The 18,439-nt window shown below is 69.5% G+C and carries 12 protein-coding genes and 2 pseudogenes; 5 read left to right on the plus strand and 9 right to left on the minus strand.

All coding sequences use genetic code 11. The features are described 5' to 3' along the window. Positions 1-611: 611 nt before the first annotated feature. Positions 612-1,664, minus strand: coding sequence for an alpha/beta fold hydrolase (locus ACIRP2_RS21305; RefSeq protein ID WP_404252455.1), 1,053 nt, complete (start codon positions 1,662-1,664; stop codon positions 612-614). 397 nt (positions 1,665-2,061) lie between these two features. On the opposite strand from ACIRP2_RS21305, the pseudogene ACIRP2_RS21310 reads away from it, so the two are divergent. Then, positions 2,062-2,857 (plus strand): annotated as a pseudogene (locus ACIRP2_RS21310) (transposase family protein); the annotation flags it as partial. 225 nt (positions 2,858-3,082) lie between these two features. Continuing rightward, positions 3,083-3,448, plus strand: coding sequence for a hypothetical protein (locus tag ACIRP2_RS21315; RefSeq protein WP_404252457.1), 366 nt, complete (start codon positions 3,083-3,085; stop codon positions 3,446-3,448). A gap of 73 nt (positions 3,449-3,521) precedes the next feature. Here ACIRP2_RS21315 and ACIRP2_RS21320 read toward each other — a convergent pair whose 3' ends face one another. After that, positions 3,522-3,848 carry a hypothetical protein gene (locus ACIRP2_RS21320; RefSeq protein ID WP_404252459.1) on the minus strand — a complete coding sequence of 109 codons (327 nt, stop codon included), beginning with the start codon at positions 3,846-3,848 and terminating at the stop codon, positions 3,522-3,524. Positions 3,849-4,086: 238 nt separating this feature from the next. Beyond that, positions 4,087-4,221: pseudogene (locus tag ACIRP2_RS21325) on the minus strand (IS5/IS1182 family transposase); the annotation flags it as partial. Here ACIRP2_RS21325 and ACIRP2_RS21330 point away from each other — a divergent pair. Continuing rightward, positions 4,160-4,375 (plus strand): transposase, encoded by a 216-nt coding sequence (locus tag ACIRP2_RS21330; protein WP_404252461.1) that lies wholly within the window; start codon positions 4,160-4,162, stop codon positions 4,373-4,375. The pseudogene ACIRP2_RS21325 and the gene ACIRP2_RS21330 overlap by 62 nt on opposite strands. Before the next feature lie 70 nt (positions 4,376-4,445). On the opposite strand, the gene ACIRP2_RS21335 is transcribed toward ACIRP2_RS21330, so the two are convergent. Continuing rightward, the gene (locus ACIRP2_RS21335; protein ID WP_404252463.1) at positions 4,446-5,006 is read right to left on the minus strand and encodes a hypothetical protein; all 561 of its coding nucleotides are present in this window, start codon (positions 5,004-5,006) and stop codon (positions 4,446-4,448) included. Between the two features lie 583 nt (positions 5,007-5,589). Beyond that, on the minus strand, positions 5,590-6,795 hold the full coding sequence (locus ACIRP2_RS21340) for a Dyp-type peroxidase (protein WP_404252465.1): 1,206 nt from the start codon (positions 6,793-6,795) through the stop codon (positions 5,590-5,592). Between the two features lie 30 nt (positions 6,796-6,825). Between ACIRP2_RS21340 and ACIRP2_RS21345 the strand changes: the two genes are divergently transcribed. Further along, positions 6,826-8,190 carry a right-handed parallel beta-helix repeat-containing protein gene (locus ACIRP2_RS21345; RefSeq protein ID WP_404252467.1) on the plus strand — a complete coding sequence of 455 codons (1,365 nt, stop codon included), beginning with the start codon at positions 6,826-6,828 and terminating at the stop codon, positions 8,188-8,190. A gap of 107 nt (positions 8,191-8,297) precedes the next feature. On the opposite strand, the gene ACIRP2_RS21350 is transcribed toward ACIRP2_RS21345, so the two are convergent. Beyond that, positions 8,298-9,128, minus strand: a complete 831-nt coding sequence (locus ACIRP2_RS21350; RefSeq protein ID WP_404252469.1) for a hypothetical protein — start codon at positions 9,126-9,128, stop codon at positions 8,298-8,300. A 117-nt stretch (positions 9,129-9,245) separates the two neighbouring features. After that, positions 9,246-11,960, minus strand: a complete 2,715-nt coding sequence (locus ACIRP2_RS21355; RefSeq protein ID WP_404252471.1) for an SdrD B-like domain-containing protein — start codon at positions 11,958-11,960, stop codon at positions 9,246-9,248. Between the two features lie 810 nt (positions 11,961-12,770). Here ACIRP2_RS21355 and ACIRP2_RS21360 point away from each other — a divergent pair. Beyond that, a complete protein-coding gene (locus tag ACIRP2_RS21360) occupies positions 12,771-14,018 on the plus strand; it encodes a hypothetical protein (protein WP_404252897.1) in 1,248 nt (415 codons plus the stop codon). A gap of 307 nt (positions 14,019-14,325) precedes the next feature. On the opposite strand, the gene ACIRP2_RS21365 is transcribed toward ACIRP2_RS21360, so the two are convergent. Next, positions 14,326-17,235 carry a hypothetical protein gene (locus ACIRP2_RS21365; RefSeq protein ID WP_404252473.1) on the minus strand — a complete coding sequence of 970 codons (2,910 nt, stop codon included), beginning with the start codon at positions 17,233-17,235 and terminating at the stop codon, positions 14,326-14,328. After that, the gene (locus ACIRP2_RS21370; protein WP_404252475.1) at positions 17,232-18,356 is read right to left on the minus strand and encodes an AAA family ATPase; all 1,125 of its coding nucleotides are present in this window, start codon (positions 18,354-18,356) and stop codon (positions 17,232-17,234) included. Before ACIRP2_RS21370 ends, ACIRP2_RS21365 begins: the two co-directional genes overlap by 4 nt. Between the last annotated feature and the right edge of the window lie 83 nt (positions 18,357-18,439).

An 18,439-nucleotide genomic window follows, 5' to 3' on the forward strand; every position in this document is an offset into this window, starting at 1 on the left:
TCGAAGCGGCTCACAGGACCCGACGGCATACGGAATTGAGGTCGGCGTTGCCATGTGCGCGGTCGCTCGCAAGAACACCGCCCCGCGGGCCCGCCGCGCCCATCGCGCCAGGCGACTCATCGGTGGCACCGTTTGACTTCATGCTAACTACTGGCCGACGGGCTGCGCGACTTCACGCGGCGACGCGGCGGATGACCGATACGGCGATGCCGTCCAGGTCGTCCACCGCGACCGCGGCATCATGGAGGCGGTCCGCGGTCTTCTCGGCATTCAATCCGTCGTGAAGAGCCGCACCGGTCCGGTGTGTGCCGGGGAGCGGCCGCCCACGCGCTTGGCCCTCAGCACGCGGCCCACCCGTGGCAGATCTCCCTCGACGTGCCGGCGCCCGCCGGGGATTACGGGACAGCCCTTGACAGGGAAGCGGTGGTCCGGCGAATCGGCCTCAGGCTGATCAGCGGCCGCCCGTTCGGTGACTTCAACCGGAGCGGAACCCCGGCCCCCGGGGCCGTAACAGGTCGGCTGACCGTTTTCGCAGACGGACGGAAGCGACCGCGACCCCTCGAAAACGTGCCTGCCCGACTTGAGCACACACGTTGAGTTCGGCAACGCGATCAGAATCCATCGACTTCCATGACAGCCTCAGCGAAGGCCTGCGGGGCCTCCTGCGGAAGATTGTGTCCGGCGTCAACGGTCCGGTGCGCGTATTTCCCTGTGAATTTCTTGCGATAAGTCGATCCGTTACCTGGAGGCGTAAATGGATCATGCTTGCCGTCCATGGTGATCGTCGGCACCTCGATGACCGGGGCCGCAGCGAGGCGCTTTTCCATGGCGTCATACCGAGGCTCACCCTTTGCGAGACCAAGTCGCCAGCGGTAATTGTCGATCACGATGCCGACGTAATCCGGGTTCCGGAAAGCCGTTGCCGTGCGATCGAAGGTTGATTCGTCGAAATTCCATGTCGGGGAATTGAATCGCCACACCAGTCGAGCCAAATCTTTTCGGTACTTTTCGAGGCCCAGCACACCCCTTTCTGTGGCGAAGTAATACTGATACCACCATGCCCACTCGCTCTTCGGCGGCGACGGCATCCTGTTGGCTTCGACATTTACGATCAGATAGCCGGTCACGGATACCAGCGCCTTGCAGCGCCCTGGCCAGAGGGCCGCTATGATGTCGCCCGTCCGGGAGCCCCAGTCATAACCGGCGAGAATGGCTCGATCGATCCCGAGGGCGTCCATCAGGGCGATGATGTCGGCTGCGAACGCCGACTGTTGGGCGTTCCTGGGTGTTTTGCTCGAGAGGAATCGCGTTGTTCCATGGCCTCTCAGATAAGGGACGACCACCCTGTAGCCCTTTGCTGCGAGCAGAGGTGCGACCTCGACGTAACTGTGAATGTCGTAAGGCCAACCGTGCAGGAGTATGACCGCCTGCCCGCTCACAGGTCCGGCCTCTACGTACCCCACGCTCAGGTCTCCGGCATGGATCTGCTTCACCGGACCAAAGGACGTACGCGTCACAGAATCGGCTGCGGAACGAGCCTCGGCGCCTCTCGATTCGGAATGCGCTTGCGCACCGCCAGCCATACCGAACTGGGTCGCCGCCGCAGCCGCGGCCGAGGTGCCAAGGAAGTGGCGACGACTATGTATGGGTCCGGACTTTTCCACCGGCGAATCTCCTTGCTGAGGCGGTGCCGGCACGTCATGGACGACCTGGCACCGAATGGGCCGGAATTCACATTCACCCGATAGGCACGCCGGGGGCTCTCTGGCGGTGCCCTCCGGCGCTGGCTCATCTCCTCAGCCATCCAACACCCGCTCGCAGTGACGGCGCATCACGCATTGCTCTGCCGGAGTGATGCGAGCACCCGTCACGATTCTCACTGTCTTGGCGTGCACAGATCGCCAAAATTGCACTCTCTGCGTGTTTCACGTTCCGTCGGTGGCACAACGAAGACCAAGGATATGAATTCTTCGGACAAGGAGCCCTTTCCGACTTGACTGATGGATGGCCAGTTGCCGTGAGGGCGGTGTCCGAGAGGAGGTGAAGCTCCTGGTAGATGGGTTGTCGACCACCCAGCAACCTGTCCGGCCGGAGCTTCGCGTACTTGTCCACCCATCGGGGATCGATCTGCCCAGCTCGACACTGCGGTACCTGTCCCGCCTGCTGGACGCGCGGCGCCGGGAGCTCGGGACACGCTGGCGCCGACTGACGGCGGACCGGCAGGCCCTGCTGGTGCTGGCCCATCTGCGGTGCGGGCACACCTACGCCCAGCTCGCATCCGGCTTCGGTGTCGGGCTCGCCACCGTCTACCGCTACATCGCCGAGGCCGTGGAGGTCCTGGCCGCCATCGCCCCTGACCTGGCGGCTGCCACCCACGCTGCGGCACACAAGGCATTCGTGATCCTGGACGGGACGCTGCTGCCCATCGACCGGATCGCCGCCGACCGGCCGTACCTCCGGGAAACACAAGAAGCACGGGATGAACGTGCAGGTCATCGCCGATCCGTTCGGCCGCCTGCTGTGGGCCTCGCCCGCCCTGCCCGGCGCGGTCCATGACATCAGGGCCGCCCGCACCCACGGCATCATCGCCGCTCCGACCGAGGCCGGCGTGCGCTGCTGGGCGGACAAGGGCCACCAGGGCGCCGGCGGCACCGCCCGCGTCCCCTACCGCGGTCGCTGGGAAAAGCTGTCCGAGGGGCAGCGCGCTGCCAATGTCTCGCATTCCAAGATCCGCGCGCTCGGCGAGCAAGCCATAGCCACCTTGAAATCGCGGCGGCTGCTGCGCGAGCTTCGCTGCAGCACCACCCGTATCACAGACCTGGTCAAAGCCGTCCTGACCCTCCACCTCACAACGTCATACAGAGATCGGAAAGCCTCAAAGACCGGTTCCAGGGGATCGAGCGGCGCTTCACTAAGTTCTGCAGGCGGATGTGGTCCGGGGCGAGGTACGTGGCTCCGTGGGGCAGGTCGTGGTGGGCCTACCGGGTCTCCGCGTTCGGGTGCCACGCGAGTATCCTGCTGCGGGAGTTGCAGGTGACAGCGTTGAGCGGACGAACTTCCAGCCGGGGGCAATGTGGTGCGCATGCTTAAGGCAGTACTCCCAGTCCTTGCTCTGGTGGCGGTGGCGGCGGGGTGTTCCTCATCCAAGGGTAAGGATGAGCAGCGGCTGACCGAGCAGCGGCAGAACTACTGTATGCAGCTTGGGACGTGGCAGAAGGCGCGGAACGCGGCGGGCACGGACACGCCGGAGTCGTCAGGGTACGACGAGGTCGAGGCCATCGCTCAGGACGCCTTTCTCGCGATGCGACCGCTTCGGGATGAGATCGTCGGCGGAGGCCGGACCTTGGGGGAGGCGACGGTGGCAGCGATGAACAACGCTGACTCCGAGGCGGAGGGGCTTGTTGTGAAGTACTGCGGAGATGTCGGCTTCGAGACGCTGACCCGCTAGGACTGTTATCTCCCTCGCCCCATCCGCCCCGGTCGCGGTCAGCATGGCATCTGCAACCGACAGTTCAGGCCCGTCATAACCATGCGCCGATCGCGGCGACCAGGACGGTGGCTTCGAAGCGGACCGAGAGTTTGTCGAACCGAGTGGCAACCGCCCGGTTGCGCTTGAGCCGGTTGATTCCGCACTCGACCGCGCTGCGGGTAGTGGTGACAGGGTCCCTGCGCTGCGTCTGGTTCACGCTCGACGGACGGACGCGGCTCCAGGCTGAGGCTCGCTCGGCTTCGAGTTTGTCGGCTTCTCCGGCTTCGCGGGCGGCGGCAAGACGGGAGTTGCCGTCGATGACGGTCGGCGGCGCGGGCGGCCTCCGGCCTTCGACCGCGAGGACTACAAGGCCCGACACGCCGTGGAGGTGGTGGCCGGCGACGAGGAGACGGCCTTGGCCGTGGCGGCGGAGCTGGGGGATGGTGTTTCCCGCAGCGGTGCACGCCGTGGCCGTCACCTCGGATGGCCGACTGGTGGTGGGGTTCGGCTGTGAGGTGGCAGTCCTGGCCCCCTCCTGACCAGCCCTCACACACGACATATCCCTGGGCGCCTGCCACGCGGAGGCCGAAGCCCCGGGGCGTGCCGGCATCGGCTGTTCAAAGGCGGTGGTGGGGTCGGGTGTGCCAGCGGTGCGTGGTCCACACCCGGCGGATAAGGCTGCGGACGGCGATGATCGCATCGGCAAGGTCGAAGAGCGCGTCAATGACCTTTGCACGACGCTCGTGGCAGCGATTGGGCCGCCGCAGGTGGGTGATCGAGCGGACCATGTCGTGGCTGTCCGGCTACCGCAGACTCAGCCCTCGATACGAGCGTTACCCCCACAACTACCTGGCCTTTCTCGGACTCGCCGCCGCCACGGGACAGCCCTTAATCCCGTATCCATGAGCAGATGGAACAGCTCGGCGCGATCACAGCGCTACATGTCCGAAAAAGAATCACTACGCTCCGCGAGCAACTATGCGCTGTGGAACCAGTAATCGAGGCCGAGGCCGTGGATCTCGCGCAGCCAGTCAATGAACTTTGTGCCGAACCCGTGCTCATCGAGCAGAAGGCGTGGGTGCTGGTCGAGGTAGCCGATCAGCTCGCCGAGTTCCTCATGCGCAAGGTATCCGTAGCTGGTCCACGATGTGTCCAGCTTCGTGCCGAAGATGGGCCGTTCCAGCAGCGCCCATCCGATCAGCATGTGCGCACGATCGGCGTCCTCGTACCCCTCCGCATGGAGGAGGCCCTGCCGCTCCCACGCCCAGTCCATGAAGTAGGAATTCCATATGCTGGAGCCGACGTGATGGTGATCCTGTTCGAAGAACGCGAGCTCGACGACCGCCTCGATCACGGCGTCGTCCTCGACGTCCAGGCTTCCCGGCGGTACCTCACCCATGACGATGTCGTGCAGCCACTCCTCGCCCTCTTCCTCGAGGGAGCCGGCGATGCGCTGCCCCACCTCCGCATCGGCGCATCCGATGTGGGCCCACATCTTCCGAAGAGAGAACCCGGAGATTTCCGGCCGTAGCGCCATGGTGGATTCCTTTCGCAAACCAAGAGATGATACCGGCCTGCCCGAGGAGGAAGCGGCGGTTCCCCACCCGCAACGCTTCCCTCCTCCGCGAAGTCCCGGCGACCGAGCCCGTCGACCACCATGCACCACACCAGCATGACCATGCGTCGGTGAACGTACCCAGCCGGCGCGGAGCCGTACATCGGTAGAACTACGCAAACCAGTGGGGCAGTCCCTCCGCAGCCGGGGACCGGCAGGCCGGCTTGTCGACCGGCCCGCTGCGCAGTCCGGCGCGCCGGTCGGTGAGGACGGCCAGGTGCTGCAACCACGCCTCCAGCACGCGTTCCAGCCGCCATGTCTGCTTCGACGGCGGAGCATACGTCCTGTCCGACGACCTCACAGTCGTCGACGCCGTCAAGGACCGTCTGGGAGCCGGACTCAAGCGCCGTCAGTCGCATCGGATGCCTGGCAGGCGCCCTTTCCCGGCCGTCCTGACAGGACCTTCGAAATCCGGACCGGCTCCCCACTTCTCCCGGGCACGTCCCCACTCCGACCAGCTGGTGCGGTGCATTGTCGGGCCACGGGAGCGAGGCGGACTTCATGGTCAGAGCTGTTCGCCGAGAGTCCCTGCGGATGGGGCGCCTGGCAGGACGTAGGCCACTGCCGAGGCCTGGTGCTGGAGGAAGGGAGTGAGGGCGTCGCGAGCGGCCAGACGGTTCTGGACGCGGGTGAACTGGGCCGGGTCGCGCATGAAGGCGCAGAAGAGAAGCCCGCGGTCGTTCGGGCCGTCGTCGTAGCTGTAGCTGCGGCGGAGCATACGGGCGCCGGCGTCGAAGCGGGGGCTGGCGAGACGGACGTGTGCCGTGGCGGGGATGACGTAGGAACCATCGGGGTTCTTGGCGTAGATGTCCGGCTCGTCATGCTCGGCCGTGCCGCTGAGGGCGACGCCGTCGCGGGCGCGACGGCCGATCACCTGGTCGCGGCGGCCCTCGGGGAGGGCCGCGAAGCCGGTGACGTCCATGCGGATCCTGCGGTAGACCAGAACGGTGCCGTCCCCGTGGGCTCCGGGTGGGCCCCAGACCCACTGCTCGGCCCCCGCGTGATCGGGGTTGGCGGTGCCGTCCTTGGAGCCGAACAAGTTCCGCGGGGTGGTGCCCGGAGCCGTGTGGGGCAGGAAGCCGGACTGGGTCCAGCGCAGTACGGCGCCGGCGGCGTGTGCGGACGTGCCGACGAGTTCGGCGACGACGGTGAGCGTCCAGCGGTCGGCTGCGCACAGTTGGACCAGAAGATCGCCGTTGCTGCGGCGCGGGTCGAGGCGGTCGCCGGGGAACGACGGCAACTGCCCCAGTGAGGCGGGGACGTTGAGGGCCAGCCGAGCGGCGAGAGCGGGGCCGATGCCGACCAGGGACGTGAGCCGGGTCGCGCCTCCGCCCTGAAGCCGCGGGTCATGCGGGGCGTCGGAGGCCGCGGTGGCGAGCGTGCTGGTCAGCGAGCCGAGGACGCGGCGAAGAACCTTCCGGTCGGTGGCGGTGGAGGTATGCGGGAGATCGAAGGAGAGCAGGTGCGTCGCCGGTTGCTGGGGCGCCGTGACACCTGCCTGTCGGGCGCCGTGGAAGGGAATCGCGGCCTCGGTCGGCGGGGAGCCGGCGGCGGCAGGGTCGGCTGCCGGGTCGTCCCTCGCCAGTTCGTCGGCCGCCGCGCCGACCCCGGCGGCGAGCACCGCTCCCGCTGCGAGCAGTGCCCGGCGCCGCCCGAAACCGGTTGCCGCGGGTCGTGATGGATCCTGCGCATTTCCCTGTTCGGTGGGCATAGGCCTATTGGAGACGATAAAACATCTGCCATGCAAACCCTCTCTGCAGAGCGCCTGTTGAACTGCTCGCCGGTCCCGGCGATGTTCCGGGCGGCGCTGCGTCTGTCGGTGCTGATCGCTTCGGTCGCGTTGGCGGCCACCGGGTGCTCCACAACGGGGTCGACGTCCTCCGACGCGCGGCATCCGGCAGGGAACGTGCTGCGCGTTCCGCAGGACTTCCCCTCGGTGCAGCAGGCGGTGGACGTCGCTCGTGAGGGCGAGACGGTGCTGATCGGGCCGGGGGTGTACCGGGAGAGCGTGCGCGTCACCAAGCCCCGCGTGGTGCTGCGCGGAACGGACCGCAACAAGGTGGTCTTCGACGGCGGTGTGCGTCTGGCCAACGGCATCACCGTGACCGGCGCCGGCTCGGTGGTCGAGAACCTCACCGTGCACGGCTACCTCGCCAACGGCGTGCTGTTCACCGGCGTCACCGACGAGCGGTTGCAGCAGCGCGGCGCCGGCGGCTCCGCCTACGACCCACTGGACACCACCCGTTTCCCTGCCGTCCGGGGCTTCCGCGCGACCCGCGTCACGGCATACAACAACGGCCTGTACGGCATCTACGCCTTTGACGCGCGCGACGGTGTGATCGAGGACTCCTACGCCTCCGGACACGCCGACTCCGGCATCTACGTCGGCCAGTGCAAGCCCTGCGGCACCCTCGTCCGCGGCAACACCGTGGAGCGCAACGCGGTCGGCATCGAACTGACCAACGCCTCGGACAACCTGTCGGTGGTGGGCAACCTCGTCGCCCGCAACCGGGTCGGCGTCACGGTCAACTCCAACGACCTGGAGGCCCTCGCCCCGCAGCACGGCGCAGTGATCGCGGGCAACGTGGTCGCCGACAACAACGCCTCCGACACGCCCGAGCAGGCGGACGGGGGCTTCGGCATCGGCATCGGCATCGGCGGCGGCACCGCGAACCGCGTCCAGCGCAACCTGGTCCGGGGCAACCGGGCGGCCGGAGTGGTCGTCACCGACCCGCCGGGGCATCCGGCGAGCGGCAATCGTGTCGAAGGCAACCGTGCCACCGGCAACGGCATCGACCTCGTGCTGGCCTCGGCCGACCACGACAACTGTTTCGCGGGCAACCGGCCCACCACCCAGAGCCCGGACGGCCTGGAGGGTCGCGCGGGCTGCGGCACCCGAAGTCGGGGCGCGCTGCCCGCCGGCCGGACGGCGCCGGTGCAGGCGCCGCCCGGCGTCCCGTTCAGCCAGGTGCCGGCCCCACCCGCCCAACCGTCCATGCCGGACCCGACGTCCCCCGGCCGCCCGGCGACCGGCCTGCCGGGGGCCGTCGACGCGGCCGCGTACCCACTCCCGAAGGACGTCGACGCCGTACCGCACTCGCGCTGAGCACGGTGCCGCAGTGGGCTCGTCCCCGGTCGTCATGGCGCTGTGAAGGTTGAGTTGAGGAGGGTCGTCGGCGCCCACGGAGGCCGGGGCGCAGCGGCACGGAGATATCAACCGGTGGCCCACGGCGCCTCAGGGAGCTTCGCGCGGCCGTCGCGGCCGGAGAACTCCAGGGTGGTCGGGGTCCCCAGGCCCGGCATCCGCATCGTCACCCGTCGCAGGCCGCCGTCACCGTCGACCCAGTACGTCAGCGGCGACCGTCCGCCGTCGGACCCCGCACCGGGCGTGGCGCCCTGGGCTCGCGGCCCGGCGAACCGGTCGTAGGTGCGGCCGTCGATCCGTTCGCGCTCCAGAAGGCGAGCCCCGGACTGTGCCAACAACAGCGGGTTGTCGGGGCGGTCCGCGCCCAGCCCGATGAGCAACTGGAGCCCGGCGTCCAGAGGATCGGTCGTGTAGGAGCGCGAGGACCAGCCCGAGCGCGGGATGTGCTCGGCCTGCTGCCAGGCCGGGCTGTTGTCTCCCTTGGGCGCGGGGGCCAGGCCGATGCCGCCGGTGTCCCAGACGATCAGCCCGTGGTCGAGCTGCCCGGTGGCGGGCCCGGAAGCTCCGGATGACCCGGAGGCCCCGGTGACCTGGTAACTCCCCACGGCCCGGCGGGCTCGGTAGTCCACGACCCCCTTGACCCGCACCACCACTCCGCCGCCCTCGGTGGCGGTGAGGGTCAACGCCACCGGACTGGCCTGGTACAGATTCAGCCGCGACAGCGCCAGCCTGGACGCCTCCTCCATCGTCACCGGCCGCTCGGTGGCGGTGTCGTCGGAGAACGTCCGGTAGGCGGCCAGGCCGCCCACTGCGGCACCGCACGCCGTGATCACGATCAGTGTTCTCAACCAGAGGGCCCGACGCGGCGTACGGCCGTCGGTCTTCCTCTTCCGGGCCATGCGGTCGCCTTCTCTCATCGGTCGGTCACACAGGAGGGCGGGTTCGCGAACCGCTGGTCCGCGAACCCGCCCGAGCCGGCCCGGACGGTCACCGGTGCCGGTCGCCCCACTTCGGGGCTAGCGGAGCTGTGCCCTTCGCCTGCGCATCAGTACGACCAGCGCCGCACCGAGGAGCGTGAGCGCCGCGCAGCCGGCCAGGGCCAGCGAAACCACCTGGCCCATGCCGGTGGACGCCAGGCCCGAGTTGGATGCGTGGCCGGGTGCACCCGGTGCACCCGGTGCGCCTGGTTCCCCCGGCGAACCCGGTTTGCCCGGTGAGGGCTTCGTGGGTGTCGGTGTCGGTGTCGGCTCGGTGGTGGGAAGCCGTCGGTTGACCGCTGTCACCGAGACGCCGTCTTCGAGGTTGTCGGAGGTCAGCACCAGCGGCCCGAACACCGCCTCGTCGGGTACGGCGTATCCTTCTGGCGGGCTGACCTCCTGCCAGTAGTACGTCCCCGGCTCGCCGGCGCCCTGGCAGATGCCGTCGGTCCCGGTCATGCAGGGCTTGTCGACCGGCGTGTCCGGCTCCGTCCCGGTGGCCTGCAGGCCATCGGAACCATTCGTCTCCTTCCATAGCTGGAACTTCGCACGCGCCAGCGGTTTGCCGTCCTGGTCGTGCTTGATCAGGCGCAGCGCACCCTCCTGTTGCCGGAAGCCGAAGTCGTAGGTGTGGTCGTTCTCTCCCGGCCCGCCGGTGGTCAGCGCCCGCTCCGGGAACTTCGCGTCGCGCGGGACGACGCCCTTGGAATCGATGAAGTGGTTGTCGCCGACATCCGCCTCCGTGGGCACCCACTGGTAGAGCGGGCCTCCCTGGGCGTAGTCGGCCGGTTTGTCGAGGCGGATGGTGTACTTGGTCCTCGGCTTCAGGCCGCCGGTGACATTGGAGTCGTCGAAGTAGTACTCGCCGCGCGCCGTCGTCTCGGTCGTGCCCACGAGCTTGCCGGACTCGTCGTACAGGTTGACGGTCGCGCCCACGACCGGGCGCTGGCCCGGGTTCTGGATGCCCTTGCGCTCGGGGTCGTACCAGACCCGGTTACCGATCTGGAGCGGCGCCTGGTCGCACAGCACCTCCAGGTCGCCCATCGAGGCGCCCTTGCCGAACGGGGCCACGGCGCCAGGTGGGTTGAGGCGCAGGCCGAACTTCGGGTCCTGCGTGCCATCGCGCTGGAGGAACGACGTGCCGTACCCGAGGGCGGTGTGGTTGGGGTCGAAAGCGGAGGTCGCGATGGTGTTCTCGGCCTTGGAGAGCGCCATGCCGGCGAACGCCGTGTTGCGGTGACCACCCCAGCTGGTGTCGAAGAACCGGGTGCCCCGAGGGGACAGCCCGCAGCCGTTGTTGGTGTCCATCACATACATGCCGTCCGTCGGGCAGGCCTTGTTCAGGTCACCGCCCGACATGACGACGGCGGCGGTGTTCGGCGCGGGACCGGCCGGCGCGCGGTCGCCGAAGCGGTCGCGGAAGGCCAGCAGCATCGAGCCGTCGGTCTCGAAGGCGATCTCGCCCAACTCCGGTTCGGGTTTGGCGATGGTGGAGTTGCCGCACGGCCGTCCGTCCTGCGAGGCCGGGTAGGTGCTCGTCCACGGGAACCAGCCCGCGCCGTCGCACGGACCGGCGCCGACCGTGGAGCCGCGCGGGTAGTCCAGCGGCTGGTTCAGCACGGCCTTCCGGAAGGTGCCGGTGCCCAGGTCGAAGGGCAGAACCACCGCGCGGAGGTCGGAGACCTTCTCGGTGGACTCGCCCGAGCAGACCCCGCCGAGGTAGCCGGTGTCGTCCTGCATCCCCAGGCCGAAGGGGCGCCAGTCCCCGGCCGCCGGGCAGCCCGGGTCCGGGATCGCGTAGACGGCCTTCGGCGCCGCCGCGGTCGCCACCGTGGCGTCGTAGCGGTAGAGCTTGCGGTTGTTGAGGTTGACGACGAACAGGTCCTTGCCGTCATCGGTGATCTTGATGCCGCCCAGACTCTCCTTGCCGGGCACGGCAAGGAACGCGTCATCGGTACCCGGGCCGTGCGCCGTCGTCCCCGCGTCCGGGACGACGGTGAACAGGGAGGTCTTCTTCCGCGCGGGGTCGGTCACATAGATCCCCCCGGCGTCACCCGGACCGTAGTCCGTGGTGCGCTTGGCCAGTGCCGAGGAGAACACCCGCTTGTCGGCCTTGTTCCACGCGATGCCGAACAGCGTGCCGGTCTCGGCGTTGGTGGCGATGTTCGTGACGTCGACGTCGACGCCGTCCTGGCCGCGCGCGTCGTACGGGAAGGAGACCAGCGTGCGCTGGGTCCCGCCCTCGCGCGTGGTGGGCTGACAGGTCGTCATCAGCGGTGCGTTCTTCTGGCAGTAGTCACCCGGACTCCACAGCCCGGTCGTGTACGCCACGTTCTTCTCGCCGGAGAGGTCGACGAACTCCTCATTGCTGCTGGACTGGTTGGGCGCGCCGTCCAGCCCCTGACGCGAGGCGAAGGCCGGAAACAGCACACCCGGCTTCGGATTCACCACTTGAACCCGGTACTTGCCGCTGGTGGTCGTGCCCGACGTCGGAGTCAGTGTCACGGTGCCGTCGGCCGCCGTGACCCCCTCGATGCCCGTCCCGGCGTCGTCGGTGAGGGTCACCTTGACGCCCGCGATGCCCGGTTCCAGCGCGGGTGTCCACACGCCGGTGTTGTCCACGGCCCGGATCACCCGGACCGTCACCGATCCGTCCCCCGGCTGCGAGTGCGCCGCGGGCGCCACGGCTAACGAGCCGCTACCGATTCCCAAGGCGAGCGCGGCCAGGCAGCCAACGGTGCGGCGACCGGGCATGCCCGGCCTCCGCCGACGCTGCTCGGGCGCGGCTCCCTTCGCTTGTTCATTCGTAGATGTCATCTCCTGCTCTCAGCGTTCAGAAGGGCCTGACGCCCTGCTCGTGGGGGAGTACATAGAGATGCGGAGAACCGCCTTGCCAGCGATCTTAGAAGGGCTTTGGGCAAGATCGTGGCGGAATGGCGAACTCGTCCGGCGACGAGATTTCGTGCAACGGCCTCCGGGCGCACCGCGGGCGGCGCGTCGATGTGACGAGCGAGGCTCGCACGCCCGTCTCACCGGTCGCTGCGGGCGCGGACGCACTCAGAATCCCTGCCGGACTCGACGACGACACGGTCATCCTGATCGTTCGCCGGATCCGCACCGACGGTCGCAGTTCCGGCGAGCGCGCCCAGGGAGTCGTCGCACCCGGTCTCCGGCCGCGTCGGCCCTCATGGGACGAAGTCGCCACAACACGGCGTCGGCCCGAGGACGAGGCCTCCCCCGCCGCGCCGGCCGGTGCGACGGAATGACGTCGTCGAGGAGGTGTTCGGCTCACGAGATCACCACCGCCGCACAGCTGTCGATCAGCACGGCTTGCGCCTGTCCCCCGCCTTGCTGGGGCTCACCGCGGCGCGAGGTGAATCGCGGCGGATCCGGACCATTGCCGGACCACCTCGCCGGCGAGGACGCCCGGTTCGACGCCGCCGCCGGTCAGCGCCCCACGCCCCGACATGTCGTCCTTCGGGTCGGGGCGCAGCTCCGGCCATCTGACCGGAGTCGGCCGCTGGTTACATGCACAAGCTGGGCAGCCGCTACGGTGCAGTTGTGATGATCAACAGGGACACGGCATCCGGGACGGCGGTGGTGATCGCGGCGGCTCCGGTCGGCAAGGGCCGTCTCATCGACGCAACCAGCGTCCTGTCCACGCTCGCGGCCGTCCCGCCCAGCATTCTGACCGGCACGACGGCAGCCACCATCGTTGAACTCACCGACCCGGCCGACCCACAGACCGTCCTCACCCGCATCCGCGCCGCGGCCGCCGCGCCCGGCCCGCTGTCCCTCTACATGACCGGACAACTCCACCTCGACAACAAGCAGCGCCTGATCCACCTCGCACTCGCCCGGACCACGCCGACAACCGTGCGCTACACCGCTTTGCCCTGGCACTGGCTGGCCGGCGAACTCAAACTGCGTCGGCCGGGCACCACCACCGTCGTCACCGACCTCGTCGCCGCGTCGGACGCCTGGCAGCAGCTCCGTGCGGAGGGCCTCTCTCTCGGCCATGGAATCCGCCTATACGGCCGGATCGCCCCGCCTCCGCCCCGCCGCCACATCGCAGAACCGGTCTATCTGAAGGCCCTCGCCGCCACTTGGCGCAGCGGAATGAACCCGCCACTCGCCCAGCTCCACGAACGGGCCGTCGCCCAGGCCGGCCCCGCCGACGCACTGTTCCTTGCCGTCGACCGCACAACCGTCCCCACCCCTGCGGCATCGGCCGTGCCGGTGCCGGAGCGGCCGCACCGGGATCCTGCACCCGTTCCGACGATGCCCGCTCCGGTGTCGGGGAACAGCGGGGCGCCCGAGGAGGACCCGCTGCCCGCGATCCTTGCCGCCGCCCACGCCGGGCGGCACAGCGAGGCCGCGTCGCTCGCAGCCATGTGGGAGGGGTGGGCCCTGCGCACCTACGGCGCAGGTTCCGAGCAGACCACCCACTGGATCGAGGTCCGGGCCGACCTCGCCCGTCTGGCCGACGATCCGGCGCGTAGCTGCGCGTTGTGGATGGCCGCCGCCAACGCCCGCCTCGCCCGGCAACAGCCTCCGGACGACCCCGCCGTGACAGCTGCCGCAGACCGCGCCCACCACCAGTGGCAGGAGCTTCGCGACCTGCAGCAGGCACGCGAACTCGGCCCGCCCCTGGTCTCCTTGCGCCGCCGCGTGCCCGGCCGACGCCCCGCAGCGGTCGAAGCCGCCCAGCGTCGGCTGGAACTGCTGCACGCCATGCCCCCGGCGGAGGCACGAGATGCGGCGGCATCCAGTGAGGTGTGCCGCCGCGAGACGGGGCTGCAGGACGGGTAGGGCTGCCCGGTTTCGGCCGTCACCGGGCAGGCTCCTCCCGACCACGCGATGCCGTCCACGGTGTGTCGGGAGGCGATGCCGGGAGGGCGCCCATCCCCGCTCGCAGTGTCTGCGAATCCGCCTGGCGCCGGCCGGAGTCGAGGGCGGCTCTTTCGACCGGAGGCCGAGAGCTCGGGGTACGTGGTCGCGAGCGGAGGTCGCAGCTTGTTCGGGGGACGAGCGCGAGCGGCGCGTCGCGGCCGCGTGCCGTTTCCCCCGAGCTCAGGCATGGCCCCGGGTCGCGATGCACCAGCGACCGAGGCCGGTGTCACGGACCTGTGAGCAGCGCTGCCAGTGCTTGTGCCGTGGCGGGGTGGCGGGCCATCAGTGTCGCAGTGCCGGGAGTCCGAGCGGCCGGGGCCCACGGGGCGTCGCACCCCAGCAGCTCCGCCAGCACGTCACAGGTCGCCGGGTGAGCAGGGAGCAACGACACTCCCCGGGGTTGCGTGTCGGCCGGCGCCCAGCCGTCCGTGCAGCCCAGCAGCTCCGCCAGCGCGTCACAGGTCGCCGGGTGGGCAGAGAGCAACGACACACCATCGGTGGCGCGGACGGCCGGGGCCTCTGCCGGTCGCTGCCGCCACGGCGGCACCCACGCGTCCAGCGCCGCGAGCCGCGCCGGGAAGATCCGCCCGGCCTCGCGGACGAGCAGTGGGGCGAGCTCCGCGGCGTCCGACCGGAGCGTGGTGATCAGGACCGGCAGCCATGGCAGCAGCACGGCGTCCGGAAGCCGGCCGAACGCGTTCGACACCGCCTCCACCACCATGTCCGCCAGACCCGGCACCGGCTCCAATGCGTGCACGAAACCGCTGAGGTAGTGCGGGTAGGAGGGCACCACCAGCGGGTTGGCGAGCAGTTCGTCGCAGCGACTCCGCAACTGCTCCCTGGAGAGGGTGCCGAGCTGTACCTGCGCCGCCCACAGCAGGGCCGTCTTCGCCGGGTCCTGCGGATGCGACTGGGCGACGGCCAGTTCCAGCTGGGTGCGGTCGCAGCCCAGCGAGAGCGCGAGGCTCTCCATGCTGAACAGGAAGCCCAGCATCGCCGCCACCTGGCGGGCGGTGGCGTCCTCGTCGGTGAACGCCATCGGCAGCAGGGTGCAGTAGTGGGCGTACCCGGCCTTGACGAAGGACTCGATCCACAGGGGCAGGACGGGTTCGTGGGTACGGTAGTACGCCAGCAGTCCGCGCACCCGGCGCAGCACCTCGGGTGCCCCGTCGACGGTGCGCTCGGCCGCAAGGACCTCAAGTGCGCGTGTGCCCAGTTCGTCGGGGAGGCGTCGGCCGGCCAGGTGGAGCGTCGCGTCCTCGATCGCAGCCAACACGTCCGCCGTCGTCGCCTGCGGCCCGTACGCGGCGCGCCGCAGCCTCTGCTCCAGCACCTGCTCAAGACTCACGCCCTCGTAGCCGAGTTCGATGAGCGCCCGCTGGTGGGTGCCGAGCGACAGGTCCCACGACTCCTGGATCGACCGCTCCCCCAGTCGCCTCTCCCCCATGATGGGCCGTGCGGCGCCGGCCGGCATCAGTCTGCGCAGCATCCAGAGCACGTCCGAGCAGGCCCGGAGTTCCGGGTGGGACGCCATGTCCAGCAGGGCCCGGCGCACCCCGCGCTGCTGGAGGTTCAGCTCCAGTGGTGCCAGCCGGTCGTGCACGTCGCGGGCGAGGGGCGGCAGCGCGTCGTAGCCGACCTGGCCGATGCGGTCGCCGCCCATCATGATCTCGACGAGGCGGTGCACGTCCCGCCGTCCGGGGACGGTGTCCTTCTCGATGCAGGTGATCGCCGCGTCCTGGAAGTCGTACGGCGTCGGCTTGGCCCGGTCCCTCATACCGGCGAGCAGGATCGACGTCTCGAACACGGCGATGGCGTCGGCGGTCGAGGCGAGGTAGCCGTTGCGGCGCGCGGCACGGGTGATGTCCACGGACCAGCCGAGCAGTTCGGCCTCGTCCAGGGTGTCGAGGACCGGTGGCCGGCTCAGGAAGCCGGAGAGCTGGTCCTCCGCTGCGGCAGGTGCGACGGCGGCGCGCGCGGCGGCCTTCGTGGGGCGTTCCTTCTTCGTACCGGCCTGCCCCTGCAGGCGGTACGGCTTCACCCGGGTGCGCTTGAGGTTCTTCGCCCACTGCGTCGCGGCGATCGACACCGAGCCGGAGGCGAGGCCGAACTGCGCCTCGATCGCCGCGTGGCTGGACGGGATCAGGCCGTACTGCCATCGCGTGTCGGTGCGCGGGGAGATCGTGAAGCTGTCGGCGCCGTGCACCCCGAACTCCTCGACCCGGCTGGCCGCGTGAAAGGCGCCGCAGACGTACAGGCAGTCCGCCGGGTCGGTGCCGGTCGTGGTCAGGTGCTCGCGCATCCGGGTCCACATGTACCGCTCGCGGTCCTCGTCCACGCGCACACGCTCACCGTCTCCGGGGGCGAGCCGCCGGAACAGGCTGCCGATGAGGAACATGACCTGGCGGTAGGTGTCGTGGTCGCTGTCGCCGAGCGGTATTTCGACGTACTGGTGCCACCATTCCGACCAGTGCCGCACCTTCCCGTGGCGCAGCAGATGTTCCTCCAGTTCGGCGAAGCGCGGCCGCAGGTCGCCGATCTCGACGCCGACGGCCTCGCCGTGCAGCGCGGCTTCCACGGGCCCGGTGCCGGGGCCCGCCGTGTCGTCGCCGGTCGACTCCCCCGCCTGCTCGTGCCGGGCGTCCCACTGGAAGACGTGGTCGCAGGAGCGGTCCACGAGGACGAGTTCGACGCCCGGCGTGTCCAGTGCGTAGGCGATGGCCTGGTACTCGGCGGATGCCTCCGTGATCGGTGCGACGACCGACAGAGGGGCCCACTCGGCGGGGAAGCCGTCGATCTCGCTCGCGAACGCCTGCACCGCCACCGGCAGCCGGCAGTTGCGCAGCTCGGTGAGGAGCGGCGCCATGTCCTCGCACAGTTCCAGGTAGACGACTTTCGGCTGCTTCTCGCGCAGTCTGCGGGCCATGGCGAGCGCCGAGGCGGGTGAGTGGTGGCAGACGGGGAAGATCTCCAGTGGTTCACCCACCGCGCGGTCGACGTCGTCGACCATGCCCAGCAGGATGCCCTCCAGGGCTTCGGGACCGTCGGCGAACCGGTCTGCGGCCTCGTGCAGTTGACCGCGCAGGGAGGCGAAGGAGGTCGCGGCCGCCGCGCGGCTCTCGGGGACCTTGCTCATGACAGCTTCGCGATCGCTTCGCGGCCGCCCTCCAGGAACTCGGGCCAGGAGCCGCCCTCCTCCTTGCCGCGCGGCTCGACGACGCCGTGCAGGTACTTGTTGAGAATGGCCAGGTCCTCGGGCTCGCGCCGGGCGAGGGAACCGACCAGCGAGGCGGCGAGGTTGCGCGCGGTCAGGGTGCTCTCGCCGAAGAAGTTGCTGTGCAGGACGGCGTCCTCCAGCACACCGATCTGTTCGGCGGTGGACAGCGCGGACTCCAGCTTCTCGTCGTCGCTGCCGGCCGCGGCGGCCGAGGCGCGCAGGTCGGCGAAGCTCTGCAGGAGGACGTCGAGGAGGGTGGGCGGCACCTCCAGCTCGATCTGGTGGCGGCGCAGCAGTTCCTCGGTGCGGAAGCGGACGATCTCGGCCTCGCTCTTCTTGTTCGTCACCACCGGGATGCGGACGAAGTTGAAGCGGCGCTTGAGTGCGGAGGAGAGGTCGTTGACTCCCCGGTCACGGCTGTTGGCGGTGGCGATGACCGAGAATCCGGGCTTGGCGAAGACTATGTTGTCGCCATCGCCGTCGCTCTGCAGCTCGGGGACGGAGATGTACTTCTCGGAGAGGATCGAGATCAGCGCGTCCTGCACGTCGCTGGTGGAGCGGGTCAGCTCCTCGAAACGACCGATGACGCCTGCCTCCATCGCGGTCATGATCGGCGAGGGGATCATGGACTCGCGCGACTGCCCCTTGGCGATGACCATGGACACGTTCCAGGAGTACTTGATGTGGTCCTCGGTGGTGCCGGCCGTGCCCTGGACCACCAGGGTGGAGTTGCGGCAGATCGCGGCCGAGAGGAGCTCGGCCAGCCAGCTCTTGCCCGTACCGGGGTCGCCGATCAGCAGCAGGCCCCGGTCGGAAGCGAGGGTGACGATGGACCGCTCGACGAAGCTCCGGTCGCCGAACCACTTCTGCGACACCTCGCGGTCGAGGCCGTCGGCGCGCTCGGAACCGAGGATGAACAGGCGGACCATCTTCGGGGACAGACGCCAGGAGAACGGCTTGGGGTCGTCGTCGATCGACTCCAGCCAGTCGAGTTCCTCGGCGTACTTGATCTCGGCGGGTGCGCGCAGCAGGTCGGACACGGAAAGGGCCTTTCTGGGCAGGTCATCGGTGGCGGATACGGGGGCCGGCGGGCGGCTGCCCCTTCGTCGGGGACGGCGGGCGG

The sequence above is a fragment of the Streptomyces sp. NPDC101194 genome (assembly GCF_044767885.1).
GTDB lineage: Bacteria > Actinomycetota > Actinomycetes > Streptomycetales > Streptomycetaceae > Streptomyces.